Consider the following 26,838-nt stretch of genomic DNA (forward strand, 5'->3'; position numbering starts at 1 on the left):
CGGAGCTAGAGCCATTTCCGTTCCGATGGAATCGGAACGGGGCTCTAGATTCTTGTTTTGACGCGTTTTCTTTACGCGAACCGGTATCCACTTCGCTCGAAAACGCTCTAGTACCGCAGGACTTTCGAGCCGACCGCCGCGCCGATCGCCGTCACCACCGCGGTTGCGATCGTGTACCAGGTCGCGACGAACAACGGCGAGTCGTCAGTGCAATGCGCCGCATAGAGCGTCGCGGCGAGCCCCGCCGAGAGCAAGCCGGCCAGTGCTCCCGCAAGCGCGGGGCGCGAGGGTGCGCCGTGCCGCAGGCCAAACAATGCGCCCGCGAGCAGCGGCAGCGACATCGCGGGGATTGCCAACAGGCAGGCCCTGGAATTCTTGCCCATCAGCCGCATCGTCATCGGCATCGCCGGCGCCATCATCGTTTCGCTGCCGATCGCAACCGCAAGCAGGCCCACGGGAAGCAGCAGCAGCCAGCCCCAGCCGCGCATCAAGGCCTCGGGCCGCGACAGATGCAGACTGACGATGATGGCGGGGATCGCGAGCGACAGCGTGACCGCGAACTTCATGTCGAAGAACGGGTTGTGCATCGCGCTCATCACGTCGGCGCGCACGCCGAGGGTCGTCGCAAAGATCAGGATCGACAGGGGCGCCGCCACCAGCAGCGCCATCGTCAGCATGGCGCCGACGCGCGGAGCGCGGTGGGCGTTGTCGGCCGCGAGCGTGCGAATGAGTTGATCGGTATCCATGACTAGTGGTCCCGCAGTTTGGCAGTGAGCGCTGCAAGTCCGCGATGCAGCGCGACCCGCACCGCACCTTCGCTCATCGAAAATTTTGCCGCCGTGTCCTTGATCGAAGCGCTATCGACAGCGATCGACTGCAACACGTCGCGCTGGCGCTGCGGCAGGGTGTTGAGCTGTGCTGCGACCTCGCCCGCCGACGCGGTCTCCTCCGGCACCTCGCCCGGCAGGGCCTCGGCGAAATCGTCGATGTTGACGAAGACGCGCTTGCCGCGCCGCCTGAGCGCATCGATCAGCTTGTTGCGGGCGATCGCGAACAGCCACGGCGCGAAGGGAGCTTCGCTGTCCCAGGTGTGCCGTTTCAGATGCACCGCCAACAGAATCTCCTGCACGATATCCTCGGCCTGGTCGGGAGGCTGGCCTGCCCGCGCCAGACCGCGCCTCGCAGCGGCACGCAGCACCGGCGTGACCGCCTTCAACAGGTGATGATACGCTGCATCATCGCCCGCCATGGCCGACCGCATCAGGCCGGTCCACTCGTCCTCACGTCCGCGCACGCGCGCCCCTCACCATAGAATTCGGCCACTCTTTCAATTTGTTACGTCGGCGCCAGCAGATCACGAATTCGTGATCTGCGCCAAGCCTCGCTGTCCGAGCAGCCGCGGAAGTTCCGCGACGGCTCATAACATCGATCGGTCGCGTCCGCACCCGAGGGCCGGTCACGAAAGGGCGCCCTGCCCCCTTTTCGCCCGGTGTAGCTCGAAGATTCCCATTTTCTGCCCCGCTGTGGTCACGCCGCAGCGTCTCTGTTCGGTCCCGGGACGGGCGGAATTGGGGAGATCGTCAACATGATGAAAGCCAGCGAACGCGCGGCATCGATCCTTCTTGTCGCCGGACTTTTCTTGCTGTTCGGAGGCGTTGCACAGGCAGCGCCGAGTTCGGCTGCAAGCAGCAAATCCGACAGCGCAGACAAGCAGACCGATGAGGCCAAGCCGAGCAAGCACCGGCGCCACACCTCCAGCCATAGCAGCAGCAAGGCGGCGCAGAAATCCGACGACAAGGCTGACAAGACGGGCGCCGCGCCGAAGACCGACGAGGCCAAGGCCAACAATGACGTGCCGGCGTCCGGCCAGATGCCGCCGCAAGTCGCCAACGCCAATGCACAGGTCGCCGCCGCTGATACGCCGACGGCTGCCGCGGCCTCCGCGATGGCCGGCCGCGCCAACGACAATGTCCAGGCAGCGGCCGATAATACCGCTGATGCCGAGGCCCAAGTGGTGGCGCCCGATCAGCTCAACGACCTCGACCGCGCCCTGCAACAGGACAACCCGGCGGCGCAAAAGGCGGTGATTGCCGCAACCGACGCGCAGCCGCGGCCGGCGCCGGTGATGGCAAGCAGCCAGAGCTCGGCCTGGGACCAGAGCTCCCTGATCGGCAAGATCTTCATCGGCTTCGGCGCGTTCCTGACACTGGCCTCCGCCGCACGCATGTTCATGGCCTGAATCAAGGCCTGGGGGGACCTCGTCCGGAACACGCATCTTGCGTGTTCCGGCGGCCTTGTTCCCAGAGCTTTTTGGGCCCCCTTGAAGCCCGCCGCGCCAGCGGGCACATTGCCCGCCCAATCAAAAGCGTGGGTGGAGCATGAGCACGTTCGAACACATCATCGTCGAGAGCAAAGGCGCGGTCGGCATCGTCAAGCTGAACCGGCCGAAGATGCTCAATGCGCTCTCCTTCGGCGTCTTCCGCGAGATTGCCGCGGCCGTTGACGACCTCGAGGCCGATGATGCCATCGGCTGCATCGTCGTGACCGGCAGCGAGAAGGCCTTTGCCGCCGGCGCCGACATCAAGGAGATGCAGCCGAAGGGCTTCATCGACATGTTCTCGGAGGACTTCGCCGCGATCGGCGGCGATCGCGTCGCGCGCTGCCGCAAGCCGACGATTGCCGCGGTCGCAGGCTACGCGCTCGGTGGCGGCTGCGAACTCGCCATGATGTGCGACTTCATCATCGCCGCCGACACCGCCAAATTCGGCCAGCCCGAAATCACGCTCGGCACCATTCCCGGCATCGGCGGCACCCAGCGCCTGACGCGCGCGATCGGCAAGTCCAAGGCAATGGACCTCTGCCTCACCGGCCGCATGATGGATGCAGCAGAAGCCGAGCGCAGCGGCCTCGTCAGCCGCATCGTGCCGGCCGACAAGCTGATGGACGAAGTCATGGCAGCGGCCGAGAAGATCGCCGCGATGTCGCGCCCTGCGGCCGCGATGGCCAAGGAAGCGGTGAACCGCGCCTTCGAAACCACGCTCGCCGAGGGCATGAGCGTCGAGCGCAACCTGTTCCACTCGACCTTCGCGCTGGAAGACCGCTCCGAGGGCATGGCGGCGTTCATCGAGAAGCGGAAGCCGGTGAACAAGAACCGGTAAGGCAGGGCCCCCGGCAGTGCTGGGCTAAGTCCCTCCCGCTATCCCGGAGGCCCCCTGTGACGCACCTGCAACAAGCAGGGAATACACAGGGGTTTTCCCCGTGGCAGTTTGCCTGCGGGACCGGCGCTGGTTAAAAAGGTATGAAGGCCGCCGTCGGCGGGGACGGACAGGCGGGGTTTGCAGGATTACATGATTGGGCGTGCCGCCAGGGCTGGTCGCGTGATGACGCGACATCGATCGGGCTTGGGTCCTGTGTTGGCGACATGGACCACGCTGGCGGTCTGTTGCGCCCTACCCTCGGCCGCATGGGCTGAAGCCCTGCCGGAGGCGCTCGTCAAGGCTTACCAAACCAATCCGCAGCTCAATGCCGCGCGTGCGCGGCAGCGCGCGACGGACGAAAACGTGCCGCAGGCGCTGGCCGGCTACCGGCCGCAGATCGTGGCGAGCCTCAGCGCCGGCCTGCAGACGGTGCGCAACCTGCTTCCCGACAACACCATCCAGACCGCTAGTCTGAAGCCATGGGTCATCGGCGTCACGGTGACGCAGACCCTGTTCAACGGCTTTCGCACCGCCAACAGCGTGCGGGTCGCGGAACTCCAGGTGCAGTCCGGCCGCGAGGCGCTGCGCAACGTCGGTCAGGGCGTGCTGCTCGACGCGGTCACTGCCTACACCAACGTGCTGGCGAACCAGTCGCTGGTCGAGGCGCAGCGCTCCAACGTCGCGTTCCTGCGCGAGACGCTCGCCGTCACCCAACGCCGCCTCAATGCCGGCGACGTCACGCCGACCGATACCGCCCAAGCCGAGGCGCGCCTCAACCGCGGCCTTGCCGATCTCAACGCCGCCGAAGTCGCGCTTGCCGTGAGCCAGGCGACCTACGCCCAGGTGATCGGCAATCCCCCGTCGCAGCTCCGGCCTGCCGAGGTCGTCGACCGCTATCTGCCGAAGAGCCGCGAGGACTCGATGACGATGGCCATCCGCCAGCATCCGGCGGTGATGGCGGCAGGCTTCGACGTCGATGTCGCCTCGACCAATATCCGCGTCGCGGAGGGCGCGCTGCTGCCGAGCGCCAGCGTCCAGGGCAGCGCCAGCAAAAGCCGCGACAACGACCCGTCGCTGAGCACCCTCGCCGAGAACCAGGCATCGATCGTCGCCAGCGTCACCGCGCCGATCTACGACGGCGGCACGGCCGCCTCGCAGACACGCCAGGCCAAGGAGGTCACGGCACAAAGCCGGCTCGTGCTCGACCAGGTGCGCAACCAGGCGCGCACGGCGGCGGTCAGCGCCTGGGTCGCCAACGAGGGCGCCAAGATCGCGGTCTCGGCCTCGGAGTCCGAGGTGAAGGCGGCGACCGTCGCGCTCCAGGGCGTGCAGCGCGAGGCCGCCGGCGGACAGCGCACGACGGTCGATGTGCTGAACTCACAGGCCGATTTGATCCAGGCGAAGGCCCGCCTGATCGGCGCGTTGCGCGACCGCGTCATCGCCTCCTACACGCTGCTCAGCGCCGTGGGCCATCTCGACGTCAAGACCTTGAGCCTGAACACGCCGGACTACCTGCCCGAGGTGCACTACCACCAGGTCCGCGACGCCTGGCACGGCCTGCGCACGCCCTCGGGGCAGTGATATCCTGCTGTAGGGTAGCACCCTAAAGCGCGATAAGATTGGGATGAATCGTCATCGCGCTTTAGGTTGTTGTTTGAGCATGATCTTCTCGGAAAACCGCTGCACACTTTTCCGGATCATGCTGTAGCTCGACATTTCGCTGTCTTCGTCCTCTACGCCGCCGGAGTAGCCATGACCGACAAAGTCCACGCGCGTGCAGCCCAACCCGCGACGACGATCAATTTCGACGTCCCGGCCCATGCCTGCGACTGCCACACTCACATCCATGGCGATGTCGAAAAATTTCCGTTCTTCGCTGGGCGCGTCTATACGCCGGGGCCAGCCTCCCCGGAGGAGATGGCGGCGCTGCACAGGGCGCTGCATATCGAGCGGGTGGTGATCGTCACCCCCAGCGTCTACGGCATGGACAATTCCTCCAGCCTGTTCGGCATGAAGGCGCGTGGCGCGACCGCGCGCGGGGTGGCTGTGATCGACGACAAGACGACGGAAGCCCAACTCGACGCGATGCAAGCGGCCGGTTTCCGCGGCATCCGCATCAATCTCGCAACCGACGGCGTCAACGATCCCAATGTCGGCCGTGCCCGCTTAACCGCCGCCGTGGAGCGCATGAAGGCCCGTCGCTGGCATGTGCAGCTCTACACGACGCTGCCGATGATCTCGGCGATCAGGGATCTCGTGCTGGCTGCGCCCGTGCCGGCGGTGTTCGACCATTTTGGTGGCGCTGAAGCCTCGCTCGGGCTGGAACAGCCTGGATTTTCCGATCTGATCGAGCTCGTGAAATCCGGCAAAGCCTATGTCAAAATCTCCGGCGCCTATCGCTCGTCAAAGCTCGGGCCCGACTATCAGGACATGGCGCCCTATGCGCGGGCACTGATCGCAGCGAACGCGGACCGCATCGTCTGGGGGACCGACTGGCCGCATCCCGACTCCGTTCCAGTGCCCGGACGAAAGTCGACTGACGTCGCGCCTTTCTACAACATCGACGACGGCCTTCTGCTCAACCAGCTTCCTGTGTGGGCGCCGGATGCGGATGTGCGCAAGAAGATCCTGGCCGACAATCCGGCGCGCCTCTACGGATTCTGATACGCTGCGGGCGACGGATTTCGGCGATCAGCGCGCGCGGCGGGAGAAGAAGGAGATCAGGACCGGCAAGGTCACCAGGATCACGACCGGCGCCAGCATCATGCCGGTGACGACCACGACCGCGAGCGGCTTCTGCACCTGCGAGCCGATGCCTCCCGACAGCGCCGCCGGCAACAGGCCGACGCCGGCGACCACGCAGGTCATCAGCACGGGACGGAGCTGCAATTCGCCGGTTCGTATCACCGCGCTCATGCGGTCCATGCCCTCTTCGATGAGCTGGTTGAACTGCGAGATGATGATGATGCCGTCCATCACGGCGATGCCGAACAGCGCGATGAAGCCGATCGCCGCGGAGACGCTGAAGGCGGTGCCGGTGATCACCAGTCCAAGCACACCGCCGAAGATCGCCATCGGGATCACGCTCATGGCGAGCAGCGTGTCCGTCATCGAGCTGAAATTGAACCAGAGCAGGATGGCGATCAGCGCCAGCGAGATCGGGACCACGATCGACAGCCTCCTGATCGCGTCCTGCAGATTGCCATACTCGCCGACCCATTCCATGTGCGAGCCGGGCGGCAGCTGCACCTGTTCGGCGATCTTCTGCTGCGCCTCGCGGATCGCGCTGCCGAGGTCGCGCTCGCGCACCGAGAACTTGATTGGCAGATAGCGTTCCTGCTGCTCGCGATAGATGTAGGCCGCGCCCGAGACGAGGCTGATATTGGCGACCTCGCTGAGGGGAATCTGCGTGACAGTGCCGTTCGGCCCGGGCGCGCCGATCCGCAAATTCTGGATCGCCTCGGCGCTCTTGCGATATTCGGGCGCAAGGCGAACGATGATCGGGAAGTGGCGGTCGCTTCCCGGCTCGTAGAGATCACCCGCGGTATCGCCGCCGATCGCGACCTTGATCGTGGCGTTGATGTCGCCCGGCGCGAGGCCATAGCGCGCGGCCTTGGCGCGGTCGATGTCGATCTGAACGGTCGGCTGGCCGAGCGAGGTGAACACCGCAAGGTCGGTCACGCCCTGCACGGTGGCCAGCACCGACTTGATCTTGTTGGCGGTGTCGGTGAGCGCCTGGAGATCGCTGCCGAACAGCTTGATCGAGTTCTCGCCTTTCACGCCGGAGACGGCTTCGGAGACGTTGTCCTGGAGGTATTGCGAGAAGTTGAACTCGACGCCGGGGAAACGATCGTCGAGCTGCTTGAGCAGTTGCGCGGTCAGCTCTTCCTTGTCTCGGGTGCCGGGCCACTGGCTCGCGGGCTTGAGCGGCGCGAAGAACTCGGCGTTGAAGAAGCCCGCGGCGTCGGTGCCGTCGTCGGGACGGCCGTGCTGCGATACCACGGATTCCACTTCGGGCCGGGCGCGGATCAGCTTGCGCATCTCGTTGACGTAGCTGTTGCCTTCCTGGAGCGAGATGGTCGGCGGCAGCGTGGCGCGGATCCAGAGATTGCCCTCTTCCAGCTTGGGCAGGAATTCGAGGCCGAGCAGCCGGCCGAGCGCCACCGTCATCAGCACGAGGCCGACCGCGCCACCGAGCACGATGTTGCGATTGGCGACCGCCCAGTTCAGCACCGGCATGTAGAGCCGGTGCAGGATCTGCATGACCCTGGTCTCGGTCTCCTCGACATGCGCGGGCAGGATGATCGCGGACAGCGCCGGCGTGACGGTGAACGTCGCAAGCAGGCCGCCGGCCAGCGCATAGGCATAGGTGCGCGCCATCGGCCCGAAGATATTGCCCTCGACGCCGGAGAGCGTGAACAGCGGCAGGAAGGCGGCGATGATGATGGCCGCGGCAAAGAAGATCGAGCGCGAGACGTCGGCCGCGGCACTGAGGATGGCGTGGCTCTTCATGCCGAACAGCGTCTCGGGCGACATCTGTTCGGATTCCGACACCGGCGTCGTTTGCGTCAGGCGGCGGAAGATCGCCTCCACCATGATGACGGTGGCGTCGACGATCAGGCCGAAGTCGATGGCGCCGACCGACAACAGGTTCGCCGATTCCCCGCGCAGCACCAGGATGATCACGGCGAAGAACAGCGCGAATGGAATAGTCGCGCCGACGATCAGCGCGCTGCGCAAATCGCCGAGGAATATCCACTGCAACAGCACGATCAGCAGAATGCCGACCACCATGTTGTGCAGCACGGTGTGGGTGGTGAGGTCGATCAGGTCCTTGCGGTCGTAGATGCGCTCGATGCGCACGCCGGGCGGCAGGATGCTGGATTCGTTGATGGTGTGAACGAGCTGCTCGACGCGCTTGATGGTCGGCGTGCTCTGCTCGCCGCGCCGCATAAGGACGATGCCCTGCACGATGTCGTCGGCATCGTCGAGGCCGGCAATGCCGAGACGGGGCTTTTGACCGACGGTGACTGTGGCGACATCCTTGACCAGCACCGGATTGCCATTGGTCTGGGCGATCATGGTATTGGCGAGGTCGTCGATCGAGCGGATCAGGCCGACGCCGCGCACGACGGCCGATTGCTGGCCGATATCGACGGTGTTGCCGCCGACATTGACGTTGGAATTGCTGACCGCCTGGAGCAGCTGCGGCAGCGTCAAGCCGTTGGCCACCAGCTTGTTGTTGTCGACCTGGAGCTCATAGGTCTTGCTCTTGCCGCCCCAGCCGGTGACATCGATCACGCCGGGCACGGCGCGGAAGCGGCGCTGGAGGATCCAGTCCTGGATCGTCTTGAGGTCGAGCACGCTGTAGTTCGGCGGACCGATGAGGCGGTAGCGGAAAATCTCGCCGATCGGGCTGAGCGGCGAGATCTGCGGCTGCACGTTACCCGGCAGCGGCGCGAGCTGCGCAAGCCGGTTCAAGACCTGCTGCAGCGCCTCTTCATAGGTGTAGGCAAAGGAGAACTGGAGTTTGACGTCGGAGAGGCCGTAGAGCGAGATGGTGCGGATGGTCGTGAGGTTCTTCAGACCTGCGACCTGGGTCTCGATCGGGATCGTGATGTAGCGCTCGATCTCCTCGGCCGACAGGCCCGGGCTTTGCGTCACGATGTCGACCATCGGCGGGGTCGGATCGGGATAGGCCTCGATGTTGAGCTGGTTGAACGCGATCACGCCGCCGATCAGCACGGCGACGAACATGCCGACCATCAGGAAGCGCCGGTTGACGGCAAAGGCGACGAGGCGATCCATTCAGGTCTTCAGTTTCTTCTGTCGTCGATCAGCTACCGGACGCCGCGCGGTCGATGAACAGGCTGCCACGGGTGATGATCTGCTCGCCGGGCTTCAGGTTGCTCGTGACCTCGACGACATTGCCATTGATGAGGCCGATCTTGATGTGGCGCAGCTCGACCGACTTGTCCTCGCGCGCGACCCAGATCCGGACCTGGTCGGCTTCGTAGATCAGCGCTTGCTTCGGCACGGCCGGTGCGGCACGGCCGCTGGCCGAGTAGATGGTCACATTGGCGAACATCTCCGGCTTGAGCAGCCCGTCCTTGTTGTCGAAGGTGGCGCGAACCAACAGGCGGCGGGTGTTGGGGTCGATCGCTGCGGCGACGTAGTTGATCTTGGCCGTAAACGGATGGCCAGGCAGCGCCATGACATTGAAGGCAATATCCTGACCGACATTGACCGAGGCCGCATCGCTTTCGCGGACGAAAGCCGTGAGCCAGACCGTCGACAGGTCGCCGATCACGAACACGGGGTCGCTGGCGCCCGCGCTGACATACTGGCCGGGGCCGATCTTGCGCTGCACGACCGTGCCCGCGAGCGGCGAATAGATCGTGATCTCCGGATTGATGGCGCCCTTGTCCTGGAAGGACTTGATCGACTCGTCGGTGAAACCGAGGATGCGCAACTTGTTGCGGGCGGCCTCCAGCGCCGTCACTGAGGAGCGCATGTCGTTCTGCGCCTGGACCTGGGTCGCCTCCGCCTGCTGATAATCCTTCAGCGGAACGGCGTGCCCCTCATAGAGGTCCTTGGCACGCTTGAACTGGATGTCGGCGAGTTCGAGGGCCGACTTCGCCTTGTTCTGCGACGTCATCGCCGAGATGAAATCGTTCTGGGCCTGCACGGTGTCGGCGGCCTCGATTGTGAACAGCGGTTGACCTTGTGTGACGCTCTCGCCCGGCTTGACGAGCAGCTTGGTCACCCGGCCGGCATAGGGCGAGAACACCGGTGTCGAGCGGTCCTCGTCGACCGCGATCTTGCCTTCGGTGACGTACTCGGCGCGGAAGGCTTTCTCCTTGACCGGCTCAATCGTCAGCGTCGCCCATTCGGACGGTGTCGGCATGAAGTTTTGGGCGTTCCTGCGCGACTGGCTGGAGATTTCGGAGTGCCTCTTCTCCTTGGCGCCCGCATAGAGGAAGCCGTAGGCCCCGGCACCGGCAAGTGCCAGTAAAACCACGGATGTAATCACCCGCTGTTTTGTAAGCACCTGCAATCGCTTGGTATTTTTAGCTACCATGGGGCCCGGTCATATCTGCGATGATCTCGGCAGAAGACTGCCTCATCGGTCGCGCTAATAGTGCTGAATCGAGATTTCAAACAACCTAAAAAACGCTGGGCGTCCTTCGGTTACGTTAAAATTTGCGACATGTCAGATCCTTGTCAGCTTCATGTCAGCTTCGCGCCGGCCATTGCGGCGGATGGCTGCCGAGCGGCATCGCCGGACGGCTCCATCTGGCCGGCGTCTTCGACAGCACCGCCGAATGGCGCACCGCCTTCAACGTGCCGAAGCCAGATGGCACGCTCTCGATGAACACAGCCTGTACAGCCTCGCCCGCAAGATCCGGGGTATTCAGGCCGCCTTCGAGCCGGCCGAGATGCCACAGCCAGCGCCCGGTCTGGGCCAGCGACACGCGGACGTGCCAGCTGCCGCCTTCGCGGGCCTGGCGGGCTCTGGCTATCATCGCGCCGAACGCCATCAGATAGCCGGTGGCGTGGTCGAGCATTTGTGCCGGCAATTCCTTCGGCCCGTCGATGCCGGCGGCCTGCCCCTCGGCATGGTTGAAGCCGGTCGTGGTCTGCACGAGAGAATCAAAGCCGCGCCGCTCCGCCCAGGGGCCGGCATGGCCATAGGCCGACAGGGTGACGTAGACGATGCCGGGATTGATTTTGGCTGCGTCCTCCGGCGCGAAGCCGAGAGCAGCGAGCGCGCGTGGGCGATAGCCTTGCGAGAAGATGTCGGCGTCTTTCAGAAGGTCGCGCAGTTGCGCCCGTCCCGCCTCGCTCTTCAGTTCGACCAACGTCGTGAGCTTGCCGCGGCCGGTGTCGATGGTGAGCCAGGGAATGGCGGGCAGCTCAGGCCCTGAAACCAGGAGCACATCCGCACCGTGCGCGGCGAGCGTGCGGCCGGCGACGGGGCCTGCGATGACGCGGGAGAGATCGAGCACGCGAAGGCCGGCGAGCGGACGATGACCTTTGGGCCATAGCTTTGGCGGGGCGTCGCCGATCTTCTCGATCGAGATCAGCGGCAGCTCAGCGAGCGCGCACGCCTGCGGCAGCGCCGACCATTCGTCGTAGCTCCGCATCAAGGCAACGACGCCGCCGGCGGCATAGGCGGCGGTCTCGAAATCCTCGCCCTTCCATTGCATCAACGCTGCTTGAACTTTCTCGCGCTCGGGTTCGCAACCGAGCACCCTGCAGACGGCGTCGCGGTGATGCGGGAAATTGGTGTGGCAGCGGACGAAGCGGCTGTCGCCGGTCTTGTAGACTCCGGCGATGGCGTCCCAGGCCGGTGGCGGCGGCTTGTCGTCGAGGCGCAGATAACGCTCGGAGCGGCATTCGGCGACGGCGTGGCGCATGTCGACGGTGACCTCCTGCGCCACGCCACTGCGCAGTCTCCAGATTTCAGCGGCGGCGAGGCCAGCAGCGGCGATCGTCGTCTGGCCGGCAACGGCAACGCGAAACGAGGACGGGATCTGCGGCTCATCGCCGGTCAGGTGCACACGCTCGAGCGCGGCGGCGTCGCCGCCGACGGAGGTCCAGATGTCCTTGAGAATATCAGCGGGACTTTGCATGACCGCTTCTCTAGCGCGATGATCGTCATCGCGCTTTAGGTTGTTGTTTGAGCATGATCTTTTCGGAAAACCGCTGCGCACTTTTCCGGATCATGCTCTACTTTTCGACCATTCATGATCGCGGAAAGGAATGCAATGGCCGCCATCGCCCCCCTCACCGCAGGCGCCGTGTTCGTCGCAACGGCGGCGACCGACGCGGTCTACGTGATGTTCACATCCGCCGTGATCGCACGCAAGCGCGTGCCGGCCGCGAGTTGGAGCGCGATCTGGTACCTGCTCTCATCCTACGCGGTGATCAGCTACACCGAGAACGCCTTCTATGTCGCCTTCGCCGCGGCCGGCTCCTGGGTCGGCGCCTACGCGTCGATGACCTTCCTGCACCGCCCGTCCGGCGGCCCGCCGGTGGGAGCTGCGCCTGAGTGAGGGGCGGGCGTCCGACCATCTCGCACTGTGTCATCATCCGCCTTGTGCGCACTTGCGCACTGGGGCGGATGATCCAGTATTCCAGAAACCAAAGTAATAGAGCCGAGATGGCACGGCGTACTGGATACCCCGCCTTCGCGGGGTATGACACTGAGAACGAATTCGACATCCTCGCTCAAACAACTAAGCTCCCTGCGATCAACAAAGAGGAGCCAAACAATGGATCTCGGTCTCAAAGGAAAGAACGCCATCGTCCTCGGCGGCACGCGCGGTATCGGGCGGGCGATTGCGACAACGCTCGCCGGTGAAGGCGCCAATGTCGCGGTGTGCGCGCGCAACGCGGATCAGGTCGCGGCCACTGTTGCCGAACTGAAGGCGAGCGGCGTTCGCGCCATCGGCAGCCCGGTCGACGTCACCGACGGCGCTGCGCTGAAGTCCTGGATCGAGGGCGCCGCAAAAGAGCTTGGCGGCATCGACTTGCTGTTCTCCAATGCCGGCGCGATGGCGCAAGGCCAGGATGCCGCATCATGGGAACAGAACTTCCGGCTGGACGTGCTCGGCGCCGTGCACGCGTTTGATGCCGCGCGGCCGTTCCTCGAAGCCAGCGGCGAGAAAAGCGGCGATTCCGCCTTCGTCATCATCTCCTCGATTTCGGCGGCGCAGGCTGACCTCGCAAGCTCCTACGGACCGATCAAGGCGGCACTGATCCACATGGCCAAGGGACTGGCGCGGCAATATGCGAAGAAGAAAATCCGCGTCAACGTGGTCTCGCCCGGCACCGTCTATTTCAAGGGCGGCGTCTGGAACATGGTCGAGAAGAACATGCCGGAGCGCTACAAGGATGCGATGAACCGCAATCCGACCGGCCGAATGGCAACGCCGCAGGAAATCGCGAGCGCGGCGGTGTTTCTGGCAAGCCCGGTGTCGTCATTCACCACCGGCTCGAATCTCGTCGTGGACGGCGCGATCTCGAACCGGGTGAATTTTTAGGGGCGGCACTCTGTCATCGCCCGACTTGATCGGGCGATCCAGTATTCCAGAGGCGACTGTGATTGAACCGAAAGGCCGCGGCGTACTGGATACCCCGCTTTCGCGGGGTATGACGACTGAGAGTGTGGCGGCACCTTGCGTCACAGCCTCAATGAAAATCCCGCGACGGCGGCAGGATGCGGACGTTGCGGGGGTGGCGGAGCTTTTGCGCCGGCATATCCGCGTGATCGCGACGGTCGTCATTGAGGGGCTCGATCAGGGCGGCGCCTGATGGCACCGGATGCTTGCGGCTCAGGGCATCGTTGGCAAGACCGACCAGATCGTGCGAGCGGTCGGTCATGCGCTGCGCGATGAGGTGCGTCACCTTCTCGGGGCTGCTCTGGATATAGCCCTCGACCAGGATGAGGCGCGCGCCCATCACCTCTTTGCGGTACTGCTCCATGATCTTGGGCCACACCACGACATTGGCGATGCCGGTTTCGTCCTCAAGCGTCATGAACACGACGCCGCTGGCGCTGCCCGGCCGCTGCCGGACCAGCACCACGCCGGCGCAGCGGACGCGGCGCCGCTCGTTCTCATGACTGATGTCCTTGCAAGCGACCACCCGTTCGCGCGTGAACATCTCGCGCAGGAATTCCATCGGATGGCCCTTAAGCGATAGCCGGATGGTCTGATAGTCAGCGACGACCTGCTCGGCGCGCGGCATCACAGGCAGCGGCTTGGCGTGCTCGTCCGGCTGCTCGCGCGCGGTCGCCGCCTCGAACAGCGGCAGCAGCACATCGTCCGGCAGCCGCCGCACCTGCCACAGCGCCTCGCGGCGGTCGAGCCCGAGCGAGCGGAACGCGTCGGCGTCCGCCAGCAGGATCAGCGCGCGCTTGGGCAGGCCGGTATCGCGCGCGAAGTCTTCGAGTGAGGTGAAGGGACGGCGGCTGCGGGCGGCGATGATGCGGTCGGCCCAGTCCTGGGCTCTCTCCACACTGTCATTCCGGGGCGGCGCGCCAGCGTCGAGCCCGGAATCCATAACCCCGATCGGGAGTATGGATTCCGGGCTCGCGACTTCGTCGCGCCCCGGAATGACGGTGGTGTGCCACCTTGCCACGTCCCCGCCATCCGCTCATATAGTCTCCGTCTGCCGCAACGCTGGCCCCGCATATGGCGGGTTCAATTGCGGGTGCTTTCGTGCAAGGATACCTGCCGAAACGCCCCCTCCATGCCCCAAGAAGAGGTTAATGATGGTCAATCGTATGCAATTCTACATCGACGGCGCCTGGGTCGATCCCGCCGTCAAGAAGTCCACTCCGGTCGTCAATCCGGCGACGGAAGAGGCGATGTACGAGGTTGCACTGGGCTCCAAGGCTGACGTGGACAAGGCCGTCGCCGCCGCCAAGCGCGCCTTTGCAACTTTCTCCCAGACCAGCCGCGAGGAGCGCGTCGCGCTGCTCACCAAGGTCATCGAGGTTTATAAGGGTCGTCTCAAGGAGATCGGTGCCGCCGTCTCCGACGAGATGGGCGCGCCGCTGCCGATGGCGGAGAAGCTCCAGGCCGGCGCCGGCCTCGGCCATCTCATGACCACGCTCGACGTGCTCAAGAACTATCATTTCGAGGAGCCGGTCGGCACCGCCATGGTGCTGCGTGAGCCGATCGGCGTGGTCGGCATGATCACGCCCTGGAACTGGCCGCTGAACCAGATCGCCTGCAAGGTCGCGCCCGCGCTCGCTGCCGGCTGCACCATGATCCTGAAGCCGTCGGAGTTCACGCCGACCTCGGCGCTGATCTTCGCGGAAATCCTCCATGAAGCCGGTGTGCCGAAGGGCGTGTTCAACCTCGTCAACGGTCTCGGCCCCGAGGTCGGCGCCGCCATGAGCGAGCATCCCGACATCGACATGATCTCCTTCACCGGCTCGACCCGCGCCGGCATCGACGTTGCCAAGCGCGCGGCCCCGACCGTGAAGCGCGTCAGTCAGGAGCTCGGCGGCAAGTCGCCGAACGTCATCCTCGAAGGCGCCGACCTGCAGAAGGCGGTGACCGGCGGCGTGATGCACATGTTCAACAACTCCGGCCAGTCCTGCAACGCGCCCTCGCGCATGATCGTGCCGCTGTCGAAGATGAAGGAAGTCGCCGCGATCGCGAAGGCTGTCGCCGACAAGACCAAGGCGGGCGATCCGCGCGCCGAAGGCACCACCATCGGCCCGGTCGTCAACCGCGGCCAGTGGGACAAGATCCAGGCGCTGATCAAGAAAGGCATCGACGAGGGCGCAACGCTCGTCGCCGGCGGCCCGGGCCTGCCCGAAGGCGTCAACAAGGGCTTCTATGTCCGTCCGACCATCTTCGCCGACGTCACCAGCGACATGACGATTGCCCGTGAAGAAATCTTCGGACCGGTGTTGACCATCATCGGCGCCAAGGACGAAGCCGACGCCGTGAAGATCGCCAACGACACGCCCTATGGCCTTGCCGGCTACGTCACGGCCGATACGGTCGAGAACGCCAAGCGGGTCGGTCGCCAGATCCGCGCCGGCAACGTCAACCTCCAGGGCGTGCCGAATGACCGCACCGCGCCGTTCGGCGGCTACAAGCAGTCCGGCAACGGCCGCGAGTGGGGCAAGTACGGCCTCGAGGACTTCCTCGAAGTGAAGGCCGTCGCCGGCTTCAACGCGGCGTAAGCGTTAGCGCCTGAACAGAATGACGCCGGAGCGGGAAGCCGCTCCGGCGTTTTTTGTTTTGTCATTGCGGGGAGCTCGCGACAAAATTGCGAAGCAATTTTGCGCTGAAGCGACCAAGCAATCCGGAAACCGTCGCTCTCCGGTCATTCCGGGGCGTCGCGTAAGCGACGAGCCCGGAATCTATTCGTCCACGGGCCCCGTCGCACGATGGATTCTCACGTGCGCAATTGCGCACCGTAGCTCGGCGCCGAAGAGGCGCGCCCCGGAATGACGGCGGCGGAGCAACTATCCCCCCAGCGCGCCTTGCGTGTTCACATACAGCGCGTAGATCGACTGGCTCGCCGCCATGAACAGGCGGTTGCGCTTGACGCCGCCGAAGCAGAGATTGGCGCAGCGTTCGGGCAGGGCGATGCGGCCGATCATGACGCCGTCGGGCGCGAACACCACCACGCCGTCGAGTTCGGGATCGCCCATGCCCCAGCCGCACCAGAGATTGCCGTCGATGTCGCAGCGCATACCGTCGGGTGTGCCGGGACCTGCATCGATGAAGACGCGCTTGTTGGAGATCGTGGTGCCGTCGGACGAGACGTCATAGGCGAGGATCTTGCGGTTCGGAACGCCGCGGGATTCGACGACGTAGAGGATCTTCTCGTCCGGCGAGAAGCACAGCCCGTTCGGACCAAGCACGCCCTCGGCGACGATGGTCGCCTTGCCGGTCGCGGGATCGAGCCGGTAGACGTTCGGGTCGATCTCGGGCTCGGCCTTGTAGCCCTCGTAGTTGCCGAGCAGGCCGAAGGTCGGATCGGTGAACCAGATCGAGCCGTCGGACTTCACGACGACGTCGTTCGGCGAGTTCAGTCGCTTGCCATTGAACGAGTCCATAAGCACGGTGATGGTGCCGTCATATTCGGTGCGCACCACGCGCCGGCCGCCGTGCTCGCAGGTGATCAGCCGGCCCTGGCGGTCGCGGGTGTTGCCGTTGGCGAAATTGGAAGGCTTGCGGAAGACCGAGACCGCTCCGGTCTCTTCTTCCCATTTGATGATGCGCTGGTTCGGGATATCGCTGCAGAGCAGGTATCGCCCATCGCCAAACCAGACCGGGCCCTCGGCCCAGCGCAGGCCGGTGGTCAGTCGCTCCACGGCCGAAAGCTTCAGCCAGTATTTTTCGAAGCGGGGATTGAGTGCACTTATCGCCGGATCGGGGTAATAAGTCGCCGGCCGCCAGCCTTGAGTGTGGGACGATGCATCGTTCATGTGCAGTTCTCGTTGTTGCGTTCCCTCTGTTCAAGTCTGCTATCATCAGTGATCCACGACCGCAAATCGGTCGCCATATAAGAGGACAGACATGCCGCGCATCTTGATGACGGGAGCTTCGGGCGGAATCGGAACGCGCCTGCGGAAGCTGCTGCCGCCGATCTATCCGAACCTCTTGCTCAGCGATATCCGCGAGCCCGCCGATCTCGGCCCCAACGAGAACTTCAAGGCGGCGGACCTGTCCGACATGGCGCAGGTCGAGGCGATCTGCGACGGCGTCGACGGCATCATCCATTTCGGCGGCTATTCAGTCGAAGGCCCCTGGGACGACATCCTCCAGGCCAACATCATCGGCGGCTACAATCTATTCGAGGCGGCACGCAAGAAGGGCGTCAAGCGCGTGGTCTTCGCGTCCTCGAACCATGCTGTCGGATTTTATCCGCGCCACCACAAGATCGGCACCGACGTCACGGCGCGCCCCGACAGCCGCTACGGTGTCAGCAAGGTGTTCGGCGAGGCGGTCGGCGCGCTCTATGCCGACAAGCACGGCCTGAAGGTGACCTGCCTCCGCATCGGCAATTTCGGCGACATGCCGCTCGACCAGCGCCGGCTCGCGATCTGGCTGAAGCCCGAGGATCTCGTTCAGCTTTGCCGTATCGGGCTCGAACATCCCGACATCCATTTCGAGGTCTTCTACGGCGCCTCCCTCAACGAGCGCGCCTGGTGGGACAATCATCGCGCCTACGAATTCGGCTATCGCCCGACGGGACGCGCCGAGGACTTCCGCGAGCATGCGATGGCCGAGCAAGCCAAGCTGAAGCCGGACCCGATCGGCGACCACTACCAGGGCGGTGCGTTCTGCAGCAATGAGTTCGATGGCGACACGAGCCGCATCATCGACTGGAATAAGCGTTAAGGCTTGACGTGAATGCAGGTGTGCTCCTTCGCCCCGCTTGCGGGGAGAGGGGCGGGCTATCGCATATAACGGTCGAGAGGTTGCCGACCGTGCTCGGCCTGCATGGTTCTCGCGGCGATGCGAAGCATCGTCCGCTACGCCCGCTTCGGCGGGCTCCTCACCATGAGGGTTTGATATCTCGCCGCGAAACGCGACCTCATCCTGAGGGCCCGCCCTAGGCGGGCGCCTCGAAGGATGGCCGCAGGCGAGCTTCCCGCCACGTTTTTCTTCATATGCGATAGCGCTGCCGCAAGCTGCCGCGCTAGCTCTCCTCGCCCGCGATCCGCGCCAGATAATCCGACTTGCTGAACTGCATGTGATCGACGCAGAGCTGGGCGAACGCCCAACTGTCGCGGCCCTTCAATAGCTCGATCATCAGCTCGTGCTGGCGCCGCGATTGCGCAAGCCCGTCGCGGTCTGCGAGGTTCTTCGCGCGCATCGGCAGCGTCAGGTTCATGTAGTCCTGGAGCGAGCGCACCAGATAGGGATTGCCGCAAGCCGAAAACAGCGCGAGGTGGAAGGCGTCGTTGGCCTCGTGGATGCCGCGCAGATCCTGCGCGTCGGCCTTCGCACAATACTGCCGCTGCAGAATGGTCAATTCGTCGATGAGGCCTTGCTTTGCGGGCAGCGGGATCATCAGTGCGGCCTGCCGCGTCAGCATCTCCCGGACTTCGTAGATCTGCCGGACTTCCTCGGCCGAGTAGAACCGGACGGCGGCGCCGACATTCTTCTCGCGGCGGACAATGCCGCGTCGCTCCGCATCCACCAGCGCCTGGCGCACGAAATGCCTGGAGGTGCCGTAGCGCGACATCAGCGCGTCTTCGGTGAGACGCGCACCCGGCGGCAGGCGGCCGAAGATGATGTCCTCCTCCAGACGCGCGACGACATCGTCCGGATCGTCGCGCCGGACCGTCATGGCGTCTGCGGTGCGAATGTCGGACATCCCCTCAGCCTCCCGGCGCCCGGCCGGTCCGTCCTGTGGAGCAGGGAAGGTGCGGGTTGTCAATAATTCGTGGCACCAAACGGTGTCTGTGGCAGAAAGTGCGACGATATGGACCAGTCTTATTGACAATCGAAGGGCAGGCTGTACCACAATGGCAACCTGGAAGGAGCGGCATGATGACGAGTGGTTTGCGCAAGGGTTTGACGAGCTATGGCGATGCCGGCTTCTCGCTGTTCCTGCGCAAGGCATTCATCAAGGCCATGGGCTATTCCGACGACGCGCTGGAGCGCCCGATCGTCGGCATCATCAACACCTATAGCGACTACAATCCCTGCCACGGCAATGTCCTTGACATCATCGAGGCGGCGAAGCGCGGCGTGATGCTGTCCGGCGCGATGCCGTTCGTATTTCCGACCATCTCGATCGCGGAGAGCTTTGCGCATCCGACCTCGATGTATCTGCGCAATCTGATGGCGATGGATACCGAGGAGATGATCCGCGCCCAACCGATGGATTCGGTGATTGTGATCGGCGGCTGCGACAAGACATTGCCTGCGCAGGTGATGGCGGCGGTCAGCGCCGATTTGCCGACTGTCGTCATCCCCGTGGGCCCGATGGTTGTCGGCCATCACAAGGGCGAGGTGTTGGGCGCCTGCACCGATTGCCGCCGGCTGTGGGCGAAATACCGCGCCGGTGACATGGACGATGCCGAGATCGAGGCGGTGAACGGGCGCCTGGCGCCGTCCGTCGGCACCTGCATGGTGATGGGCACGGCCTCCACGATGGCCTGTATGATTGAAACAATGGGCCTCTCGCTGCCGATGAGCGCGACCATTCCCGCGCCGCATGCCGAGCGCTTCCGCCTCGCGGAGGCGAGCGGCCGGGTTGCTGCGGAGATGGCCAAGGCCAAGGGCCCCAAGCCGAGCGAAGTGCTGACGCCGGCCTCCTTCAAGAACGCGCAGGTCGTGCTCCAGGCGATCGGCGGTTCGACCAACGGCTTGATTCATCTGACCGCGATTGCGCATCGTTCGCCGCACCGGCTCGATCTTGAGGCCTTCGACCAGATCGGCCGCGAAGTGCCGGTGCTGGTCGACCTCAAGCCGTCCGGCGAGCATTACATGGAGCATTTCCATCACGCCGGAGGCGTGCCGAAGCTGCTGGCGCAACTCGGCGACCTCATCGATCTCGATGCCAAGACGATCACGGGCCAGACGCTGCGCGACGTCGTCGCGAAAGCGGAAGACGTGCCCGGTCAGGACGCGATCCGTCCGCGTGACAATCCGATCAAGAAGGAAGGCGGTCTTGCCGTCCTGCACGGCAATCTCGCGCCGCGCGGCGCCGTCATCAAGCAATCGGCCGCGAGCCCCAGGCTGCTGCAGCACACCGGGCGCGCGGTGGTGTTCGAATCCGTCGAGGACATGACCCTGCGGGTCGACGATCCCGATCTCGATGTGACCGCTGATGACGTGCTGGTGCTGCGCAATGCCGGCCCCAAGGGCGCGCCGGGCATGCCCGAGGCGGGCTATCTGCCGATTCCGAAGAAGCTCGCGCGTGGCGGCACCAAGGACATGGTGCGTATTTCGGATGCTCGCATGAGCGGCACCGCGTTCGGCACCATCGTTCTCCACATCACGCCCGAATCCGCCGTCGGCGGACCGCTCGCGCTGGTCCAGAACGGCGACATGATCCGTCTGGATGTTGCCAAGCGCAGCATCGAGCTGCTGGTCGATGCCGCGGAGCTGGAGCGGCGGCGCGCCGCCTTGAAGCCGGCCGCTACGCCGGAGGAGGCGCGGCGCGGCTACGCCTGGCTGTTCAACGAGACCATCATGCAGGCCGACGAGGGCTGCGACTTCGATTTCATGCAGAGGACTGGCAAGAAGACCGAAAAGGGTTGATCAACCACTCGAGCGAGCGCTCAGACCGCTAAAGCGGCGGGCGATCAAAACAGGGGGAGACGATGATTGCACGATCCATGCGTGGGTTGGTGGTAGCAGCCGCTGTCCTGTTCGTCACCGGAGCCGGGGCGCAGGAGGTGAAGCATTATCGCTTCGCCTATGACCAGCCGCGCAATACCGGCTATTCGATCGCCGGCGACCTCTTTGCCGACAAGCTCAAGGAATTGAGCAAAGGGACCATGATCATCGACCAGTATCCGGGCGCGCAGCTCGGACAGGAGCCGCAGGTGCTCCAGCTCGTGAAGTCCGGCGACATCGAATTCGCGATCATCTCGTCGGCCAATACCGCGACGATCTCGCCGCAGGCAGGCGTGATGTCGCTGCACTTCCTGTTCCGCGACGAGAACCACGTGATCAAGGGGCTGGCCGATCCCCGTGTGTTCGAGGCGCTCAAGACCATGATCGACGAGACCACGCAGGGCCTGCACGTCATCGCGACGGGCTCGCAGGGCGTGCGCCACATGTACTCCAAGAAGGAGATCCACAATGTCGGCGACATCAAGGGCCTGAAGGTCCGCGTGCAGGCGACCGCGACCGAGGACACAATGTTTCCGGCCTATGGCGCCCAGACCGTGCATATGCCGTTCGGCAGCGTCTACACCTCGTTGCAAACGGGTGTGGTGGACGTCGCCGAGAACAGCATCAACGTCTACCTCGTCAACAAGCACTACGAGGTCGCCCCGGTCCTGAACATCACCGAGCATGAGGCCAACAACGCCCTGGTATTCATCTCCGACAAGCTCTGGCAGGGCCTGTCGGCCGAACAGAAACAGTGGGTCCAGACCGCGGCGAACGAGATCAGCTCCAAGGAGCCGCAAAAGGCGTTCGAGCTCGAGCGGACCGCGGCCGAGAAGCTGAAGAAGATGGGCGTCAAGATCGTCGATAATGTCGACAAGAAGAGTTTTACGACGATCGCCGATCCCTATCTCGACAAGCTCGCCAAGGAACTCGGCCCGCATGCCGAGAAGATCAAGGACCTGATCCGGTCGATCAACTGAACCCTCATGATGAGGAGCGTGCGCCATCCCTCGGTTCAGGAATTCCAATGGCCATCGCCGACAAACTGCTGGTGCAACGGCAACGTCACCTGAAATGGCGCTGGCTCGACTGGCTCGAGCTGACGCTGATGATCCTCTGTGGCGTGCTCTGCTTCGGTTTCTCGCTGTCGGTGACCGCTGACATCGTCACCCGTACGATCGGCCACCCCTGGCTGTGGCTTCAGGAAGTCACCTCGACGTTGTTCATCTACGCGATCTTCATCGGGGCCGCGGCCGCGACCCGGCGCAACGATCACCTCTATCTCACGGCGATCTCGGAGGCGATGCACGGCACGCCGCGGCTGATCGTCGAAGTGCTCGTCCGTATTGTCGTGCTCGGCGTCGCCTTCTGCCTGATCTGGTACGGCTATCAGAACTATCTGCGCGGCTTCGGCAGTTTCAGGCTGCCGTCGGGCACGCCGATCGCATCGCTCTATGCGATCATTCCGCTGTCAGGCGTGATGATCGGCCTGTTCACCATCGAGCAACTCGTCAATGGCTTGCGCAACGGCTTTGACCATCCCGAGCCGCCGGATGAGGGAGCGGCACCTGTCGTCAGCGACGCGCAGATGAGGGCGCAGCCGTGAGCGCACCAATTGTCCTGGTGTTGATGTCGGTCTGCTTCCTGTCCTTCGGCTATCTCGGCGTGCCCGTGCCGTTCTCGCTAATGGCCGGCGTCTTCATCGGCGCGGTCCTGTCGGATGTTTCGCTCGCCGCCATCATCCAGAAGATCTTCGACGGCGTGGATTCCGAGGCGCTGCTGGCAATCCCGTTCTTCCTCCTGGTCGGCGAGCTCATGAGCTCGGCCAACGTGGTGGTGCGCATCGCGAACCTCTCGGTGTCGCTGGTCGGGCACATCAGGGGTGGGCTGTCGCAGGTCGTCGTCGTCTTCAGCATGTTCTTCTCGGAGATGTCGGGCTCGACCACGGCCGACGTCGCCGTGATGAGCCGCGCGCTGGGCGGCCCGATGAGGCGTGAGGGCTATGAGCCCGCCTTCATCGCAGCGATTATTGCGTCCGCCTCGACGATTGCGGCCCTGGTGCCGCCGAGCATCACGGCCGTCGTCTATGGCGCGGTCGGCAACGTCTCGATCGCCGGCCTGTTCATGGCGGGCGTCGTGCCGGGCCTGATGATCGGCTTCGGCCTGATGATCTACTGTTATTTCTTCGGCCCCTCGGGCCTGCGCAAGCCGCGCGCTCCGCTGCGCCAGGTGGTGTTCGCGGCCGGCGACGCAGCCCTGCCGCTGATGATCCCGGTGATCCTGCTAGGTGGCATTCTCACCGGCTGGTTCACGCCGACGGAAGCCGGCGTCGTCGCCGTGGCCTGGATCGTGCTCGTCGTGATCCCCGCGCTCAACCGCGGGCATATCAAAAATATCCCGTACGATTTTTGTCTTGCCGGCCTGATCTTCTCGCTGCCGCTGATCACCATCGGCGCCGCCAACGCCTTCGGCTGGATGCTCGCCTATCTGCGCGGAGCAAGCTACATCGCCGAAATGATCACCTCGATTGCCGGCAACGATCCGCACCTGATCATGCTGCTGATGGTGCTGCTGTTTACCGTGGTCGGTGACTTCATCGAGCCGGTGCCGACCATCATCATCTTCATGCCCCTGGTCAACGCGCTGACGGAAGCGGGCGACATCAACGGCGTGCACATGGGCGTGGTGCTGATTGCCACGCTCGCCTTCGGCCTGATCACGCCGCCTTACGGACTGGTCTTGCTGATGGCCTCGAAATTCGTCGGCATCAGCTTTGCCAAGGCATTGCGTGCGGCAGCGCCGATCTACCTCGTGTTCTTCGCCACGATTGCGTTCGCGATCTACTTCCCGAGCGTGGTGCTGTGGCTGCCGCGATACGTGCTGCCGGAATCGGTCGGCTGCTTCAAGTCGCCGGCGGGGATCGGCTACATCTGTCCTAAGTGATGACTTGCTCGACGCGCCAGTGCGCTGTTTCGCGGACGTAGCGAAACGGAGTGCCGTGGCTGTTCTTGAAGTAGCTGCCACTGAGCGATTTCGCCATACCTTGCATCACCGCGTCATGGCAGACGAACAGGAGGTCGTCGCCGGGATGACGGTCGAGCCAACCGGAAACGCAGCGTAGCGAGCGTTCGGTCATGGCGCTCCAATGCTCGCCGTCGGCGGGCAGGATGGACACGAGACCTTCCGCCGACTTCACGCCATGCCTGGCCATCATGTCGCGGACGGGGAGGCCTTCAAAGCTGCCGAAGTCGAACTCGATGATACCAGGGTCCACCTCCACTGGCACCGCGACTGCCGCGCCGATGATCTCCGCCGTCTTCAGCGCACGGACCAGCGGGCTGCTGACGATCCGGCTGATGCCGATGCCCCGCAGCACATCCGCAGCAGCGTGCGCCTGTCCGAGGCCGTCCTCGTTCAGCGGGTTGTCGGTGCGCCCCTGGAATCGCCCCTCGCGATTCCAGTTGGTCGCTCCATGGCGCAGGCCGTAGAACGAGCGTGTCGGCGTCGGCACGCTCACTTGCCCTTGCTCGTGAATTTCTTCACGGCGACGCGAAACTCCTCCGTGTTCATCGCCATGATGATCTTGTGCTCCTCGGCGTCGAGCTGCTGCTTCACCGGCGTGGTGGCGGCCTGGTAGACCAGCGACTTGGTGCCGGCGATCGCCGCCGGCGGGTTCTGCGCGAGGCGCTCGGCGAGTTTTCGCGTGGCCGCCTTCAACTCCGCGGCGGGAACGACCTTCGCAACCAGGCCCCATTCATGGGCCTGCTGTGCGCTAAAATTGTCCTCGGACAGGAAGATCTGCAGCGCGCGGCGCGAGCCGACCGTGCCGACGATGCCGACCGTGCTGCCGCCATCCGGCGACACGCCGATCTTGGCATAGGCCGGTGTGAACTTGGCATCATCCGCGGCGATGCAGAGATCAGTGACGAAGGCCAGGCCCATGCCGGCGCCGGCAGCCGAGCCGTGCACACTGGACAGGGAGAGCTTCGGCATGCGCCGGATGATCTCGATGAAGGCATGATAGTGCTTCAAGAGTTCGCCGACGACCGGCGTCACCGTGTTGGCTTCGGCGGCTGCACCGATCGTCTGCAGATCGCCGCCGGCAGAGAAGGCGCGGCCTTCGCCTTCAAGAACCACGACCCTGATCTCGTCGGTGCTCTCGATGTAGGCCGCGAGCTGCTCGAGCTTCTGCGCGATCGAAAGGTTGATCGAGTTGAACGCGGCGGGGCGGTTGAGCGTGATGGTCGCAATCGGACCGTCGATCCGCAGCAAGGCGGGATCATCGGGTTGGGAGATGGGAGCTGGCATCGGAAATCCCCGGCAAGAGGTCGTTGGCGCAACTAAATCGCAGAAGGCGAGGGGAGACAATCCCCTCGCCGTGGTCTCGCCGTACTGCTTCCGATGCCCTTGCCTAAGCCCGGGCGATAGGCTCAAATGGGCGGCCTTCGTTTAGGGACGGACACGAGCGCCGGCTCCTCCTGGGCCAGCTAGCCGATATCAGCGAGAGAGGAAACGACATGGGTCACGCTCGTGTCTCCGGAAATGGGCTGTTCCAATGACGGAGGGTCCGGTGATCATCGTCGGTGCCGGCCATGGTGGCTACCAGGTCGCGGCATCCCTGCGTCAGGCGGGCTTTTCCGGCCGTGTCTGCCTGATCAATGACGAGGCGCATCTGCCCTATCAGCGGCCGCCTCTGTCCAAGGGCTATATCAAGGGCTCCGCCGGACCGGAGAGCCTGATGTTCCGGCCGGAGAAATTTTACCACGACCAGAAGATCGAGCTGATCGCGGGCCGCGCCGTCTCGATCGACCGCGAGGGGCGCAAGGTGCTCCTCGCCTCGGGCGAGACGCTCTCCTACGGCCACCTTGTGCTGGCGACGGGCGCACGCAACCGGCTGCTCGATCTACCCAATGCGAATCTGCCTGACGTGAAATACTTACGCATCCTCGATGACAGCGAGGCGCTGCGCAAAGTCATGCCGTCGAAGAAGCGGGCCGTCATCATCGGCGCGGGCTTCATCGGTCTCGAATTCGCGTCCACCGCGCGGATCAAGGGGCTTGAGGTCGACGTGCTCGAACTCGCCCCCCGCGTGATGGCGCGTGCGGTGACGGCGGAGGTCTCGGAGTATTTTCAGGCGCGGCATCGCGAGGCCGGCATCCGCATTCACCTCGGTGTGCAGGCAACCAGCATCGAGGCAGAGGGCGGCAAGGTCACCGGCGTCAGTCTTAGTGATGGAAGGCACCTGCCGGCCGACCTCGTCGTGGTCGGTGTCGGCGTGCTGCCGAATATCGAGCTCGCGGCCGAAGCGGGCTTGCCGGTCGCTGCCGGCATCATCGTCGACGAGCATCTCTCGACGGCTGATCCGAACATCTCGGCGATCGGCGACTGCGCGCTGTTCGCCAGCCCGCGCTTTGGCGGATCGCTGCGGCTGGAATCGGTGCAGAACGCCACTGACCACGCCCGATGCCTCGCGGCGCGGCTGACCGGCGACAGCAAGGCCTATGACGGCCATCCCTGGTTCTGGAGCGACCAGGGCGACGACAAGCTCCAGATCGCAGGTCTCACCACCGGCTATGACCGCGTCGTCCTGCGCGGCGATCCCGCCGGCACGGCGTTCTCGGCGTTCTGTTACAAGGGCGAGAAGCTGCTCGGCATCGAGTCGATCAACCGCGCCGGCGATCACATGTTCGGCCGAAGGCTGCAGGGCATGGACCGTTCGATCACGCCCGAGCAGGCCGCGGACGAGCGCTTCGACCTGAAGAGCGCGCTGGCGTGAGATTTTCTCTTTCGCCCCGCAAGCGGGG

The 26,838-nt window shown here is 64.5% G+C and carries 22 protein-coding genes and 1 pseudogene; 13 read left to right on the forward strand and 10 right to left on the reverse strand.

Annotated elements, in window-relative coordinates; genetic code table 11:
- Nucleotides 1-107: 107 nt before the first annotated feature.
- Nucleotides 108-746, reverse strand: a complete 639-nt coding sequence (locus AC629_RS09040) for an NrsF family protein (protein WP_084804385.1) — start codon at nucleotides 744-746, stop codon at nucleotides 108-110.
- A gap of 2 nt (nucleotides 747-748) precedes the next feature.
- Nucleotides 749-1,294, reverse strand: coding sequence for a sigma-70 family RNA polymerase sigma factor (locus tag AC629_RS09045; protein ID WP_084804387.1), 546 nt, complete (start codon nucleotides 1,292-1,294; stop codon nucleotides 749-751).
- A 291-nt stretch (nucleotides 1,295-1,585) separates the two neighbouring features.
- Between AC629_RS09045 and AC629_RS09050 the strand changes: the two genes are divergently transcribed.
- The 4 genes from AC629_RS09050 (at nucleotide 1,586) to AC629_RS09065 (ending at nucleotide 5,861) form a co-directional block, all read left to right on the forward strand.
- Nucleotides 1,586-2,239 (forward strand): hypothetical protein, encoded by a 654-nt coding sequence (locus AC629_RS09050; protein WP_084804389.1) that lies wholly within the window; start codon nucleotides 1,586-1,588, stop codon nucleotides 2,237-2,239.
- Nucleotides 2,240-2,378: 139 nt separating this feature from the next.
- A complete protein-coding gene (locus AC629_RS09055; RefSeq protein WP_074119464.1) occupies nucleotides 2,379-3,158 on the forward strand; it encodes an enoyl-CoA hydratase in 780 nt (259 codons plus the stop codon).
- 189 nt (nucleotides 3,159-3,347) lie between these two features.
- Entirely contained in the window at nucleotides 3,348-4,778 is a 1,431-nt protein-coding gene (locus tag AC629_RS09060; RefSeq protein WP_143199012.1) for a TolC family outer membrane protein, read from the forward strand.
- A gap of 171 nt (nucleotides 4,779-4,949) precedes the next feature.
- Entirely contained in the window at nucleotides 4,950-5,861 is a 912-nt protein-coding gene (locus AC629_RS09065; RefSeq protein WP_084804393.1) for an amidohydrolase family protein, read from the forward strand.
- Nucleotides 5,862-5,888: 27 nt separating this feature from the next.
- Here AC629_RS09065 and AC629_RS09070 read toward each other — a convergent pair whose 3' ends face one another.
- The 3 genes from AC629_RS09070 to AC629_RS09080 all read right to left on the reverse strand — a co-directional run bounded on the left by AC629_RS09070 (nucleotide 5,889) and on the right by AC629_RS09080 (nucleotide 11,833).
- Nucleotides 5,889-9,005 (reverse strand): efflux RND transporter permease subunit, encoded by a 3,117-nt coding sequence (locus tag AC629_RS09070; protein ID WP_084804395.1) that lies wholly within the window; start codon nucleotides 9,003-9,005, stop codon nucleotides 5,889-5,891.
- A gap of 28 nt (nucleotides 9,006-9,033) precedes the next feature.
- On the reverse strand, nucleotides 9,034-10,278 hold the full coding sequence (locus tag AC629_RS09075; RefSeq protein WP_084804397.1) for an efflux RND transporter periplasmic adaptor subunit: 1,245 nt from the start codon (nucleotides 10,276-10,278) through the stop codon (nucleotides 9,034-9,036).
- A gap of 154 nt (nucleotides 10,279-10,432) precedes the next feature.
- Entirely contained in the window at nucleotides 10,433-11,833 is a 1,401-nt protein-coding gene (locus AC629_RS09080) for a CoA transferase (protein ID WP_084804399.1), read from the reverse strand.
- Nucleotides 11,834-11,968: 135 nt separating this feature from the next.
- Between AC629_RS09080 and AC629_RS09085 the strand changes: the two genes are divergently transcribed.
- Together AC629_RS09085 and AC629_RS09090 are read left to right on the forward strand one after the other, a co-directional pair.
- Nucleotides 11,969-12,256: a hypothetical protein gene (locus tag AC629_RS09085; RefSeq protein WP_084804552.1), complete on the forward strand. Its 288-nt coding sequence runs from the start codon at nucleotides 11,969-11,971 to the stop codon at nucleotides 12,254-12,256.
- A 219-nt stretch (nucleotides 12,257-12,475) separates the two neighbouring features.
- Complete coding sequence (locus AC629_RS09090; RefSeq protein WP_084804401.1) at nucleotides 12,476-13,246, forward strand: SDR family NAD(P)-dependent oxidoreductase; 771 nt, start codon at nucleotides 12,476-12,478, stop codon at nucleotides 13,244-13,246.
- A gap of 148 nt (nucleotides 13,247-13,394) precedes the next feature.
- On the opposite strand, the pseudogene AC629_RS09095 reads toward AC629_RS09090, so the two are convergent.
- A pseudogene (locus AC629_RS09095) lies at nucleotides 13,395-14,323 on the reverse strand (OB-fold nucleic acid binding domain-containing protein); the annotation flags it as partial.
- 155 nt (nucleotides 14,324-14,478) lie between these two features.
- Here AC629_RS09095 and AC629_RS09100 point away from each other — a divergent pair.
- Entirely contained in the window at nucleotides 14,479-15,909 is a 1,431-nt protein-coding gene (locus tag AC629_RS09100; RefSeq protein ID WP_084804553.1) for an aldehyde dehydrogenase family protein, read from the forward strand.
- Nucleotides 15,910-16,194: 285 nt separating this feature from the next.
- On the opposite strand, the gene AC629_RS09105 is transcribed toward AC629_RS09100, so the two are convergent.
- Nucleotides 16,195-17,163: an SMP-30/gluconolactonase/LRE family protein gene (locus AC629_RS09105; RefSeq protein ID WP_084804403.1), complete on the reverse strand. Its 969-nt coding sequence runs from the start codon at nucleotides 17,161-17,163 to the stop codon at nucleotides 16,195-16,197.
- Between the two features lie 91 nt (nucleotides 17,164-17,254).
- Here AC629_RS09105 and AC629_RS09110 point away from each other — a divergent pair, with 91 nt between their 5' ends.
- The gene (locus AC629_RS09110; RefSeq protein WP_084804405.1) at nucleotides 17,255-18,079 is read left to right on the forward strand and encodes an NAD-dependent epimerase/dehydratase family protein; all 825 of its coding nucleotides are present in this window, start codon (nucleotides 17,255-17,257) and stop codon (nucleotides 18,077-18,079) included.
- A 301-nt stretch (nucleotides 18,080-18,380) separates the two neighbouring features.
- Here AC629_RS09110 and AC629_RS09115 read toward each other — a convergent pair whose 3' ends face one another.
- Nucleotides 18,381-19,061 carry a GntR family transcriptional regulator gene (locus AC629_RS09115; protein ID WP_084804407.1) on the reverse strand — a complete coding sequence of 227 codons (681 nt, stop codon included), beginning with the start codon at nucleotides 19,059-19,061 and terminating at the stop codon, nucleotides 18,381-18,383.
- A 176-nt stretch (nucleotides 19,062-19,237) separates the two neighbouring features.
- Here AC629_RS09115 and AC629_RS09120 point away from each other — a divergent pair, with 176 nt between their 5' ends.
- From AC629_RS09120 to AC629_RS09135, 4 genes are all read left to right on the forward strand, one after another.
- Nucleotides 19,238-20,956: an IlvD/Edd family dehydratase gene (locus AC629_RS09120; protein WP_084804554.1), complete on the forward strand. Its 1,719-nt coding sequence runs from the start codon at nucleotides 19,238-19,240 to the stop codon at nucleotides 20,954-20,956.
- 62 nt (nucleotides 20,957-21,018) lie between these two features.
- Nucleotides 21,019-22,014: a TRAP transporter substrate-binding protein gene (locus tag AC629_RS09125; protein ID WP_084804409.1), complete on the forward strand. Its 996-nt coding sequence runs from the start codon at nucleotides 21,019-21,021 to the stop codon at nucleotides 22,012-22,014.
- Between the two features lie 47 nt (nucleotides 22,015-22,061).
- Nucleotides 22,062-22,640 carry a TRAP transporter small permease gene (locus tag AC629_RS09130; RefSeq protein WP_084804411.1) on the forward strand — a complete coding sequence of 193 codons (579 nt, stop codon included), beginning with the start codon at nucleotides 22,062-22,064 and terminating at the stop codon, nucleotides 22,638-22,640.
- Nucleotides 22,637-23,977 (forward strand): TRAP transporter large permease, encoded by a 1,341-nt coding sequence (locus tag AC629_RS09135; protein ID WP_084804413.1) that lies wholly within the window; start codon nucleotides 22,637-22,639, stop codon nucleotides 23,975-23,977. Before AC629_RS09130 ends, AC629_RS09135 begins: the two co-directional genes overlap by 4 nt.
- Here AC629_RS09135 and AC629_RS09140 read toward each other — a convergent pair.
- Together AC629_RS09140 and AC629_RS09145 are read right to left on the reverse strand one after the other, a co-directional pair.
- Complete coding sequence (locus AC629_RS09140; RefSeq protein ID WP_084804415.1) at nucleotides 23,970-24,551, reverse strand: histidine phosphatase family protein; 582 nt, start codon at nucleotides 24,549-24,551, stop codon at nucleotides 23,970-23,972. The two genes, AC629_RS09135 and AC629_RS09140, sit on opposite strands and share 8 nt — an antisense overlap.
- Nucleotides 24,548-25,342, reverse strand: a complete 795-nt coding sequence (locus tag AC629_RS09145; RefSeq protein ID WP_084804417.1) for an enoyl-CoA hydratase/isomerase family protein — start codon at nucleotides 25,340-25,342, stop codon at nucleotides 24,548-24,550. Before AC629_RS09145 ends, AC629_RS09140 begins: the two co-directional genes overlap by 4 nt.
- Nucleotides 25,343-25,589: 247 nt before the next feature.
- On the opposite strand from AC629_RS09145, the gene AC629_RS09150 reads away from it, so the two are divergent.
- Nucleotides 25,590-26,810: an NAD(P)/FAD-dependent oxidoreductase gene (locus AC629_RS09150; RefSeq protein WP_084804419.1), complete on the forward strand. Its 1,221-nt coding sequence runs from the start codon at nucleotides 25,590-25,592 to the stop codon at nucleotides 26,808-26,810.
- Nucleotides 26,811-26,838 lie beyond the last annotated feature (28 nt).

The organism is Bradyrhizobium sp. NAS80.1 (assembly GCF_001908205.1).
In the GTDB taxonomy this organism is placed as follows: Bacteria; Pseudomonadota; Alphaproteobacteria; order Rhizobiales; family Xanthobacteraceae; genus Bradyrhizobium.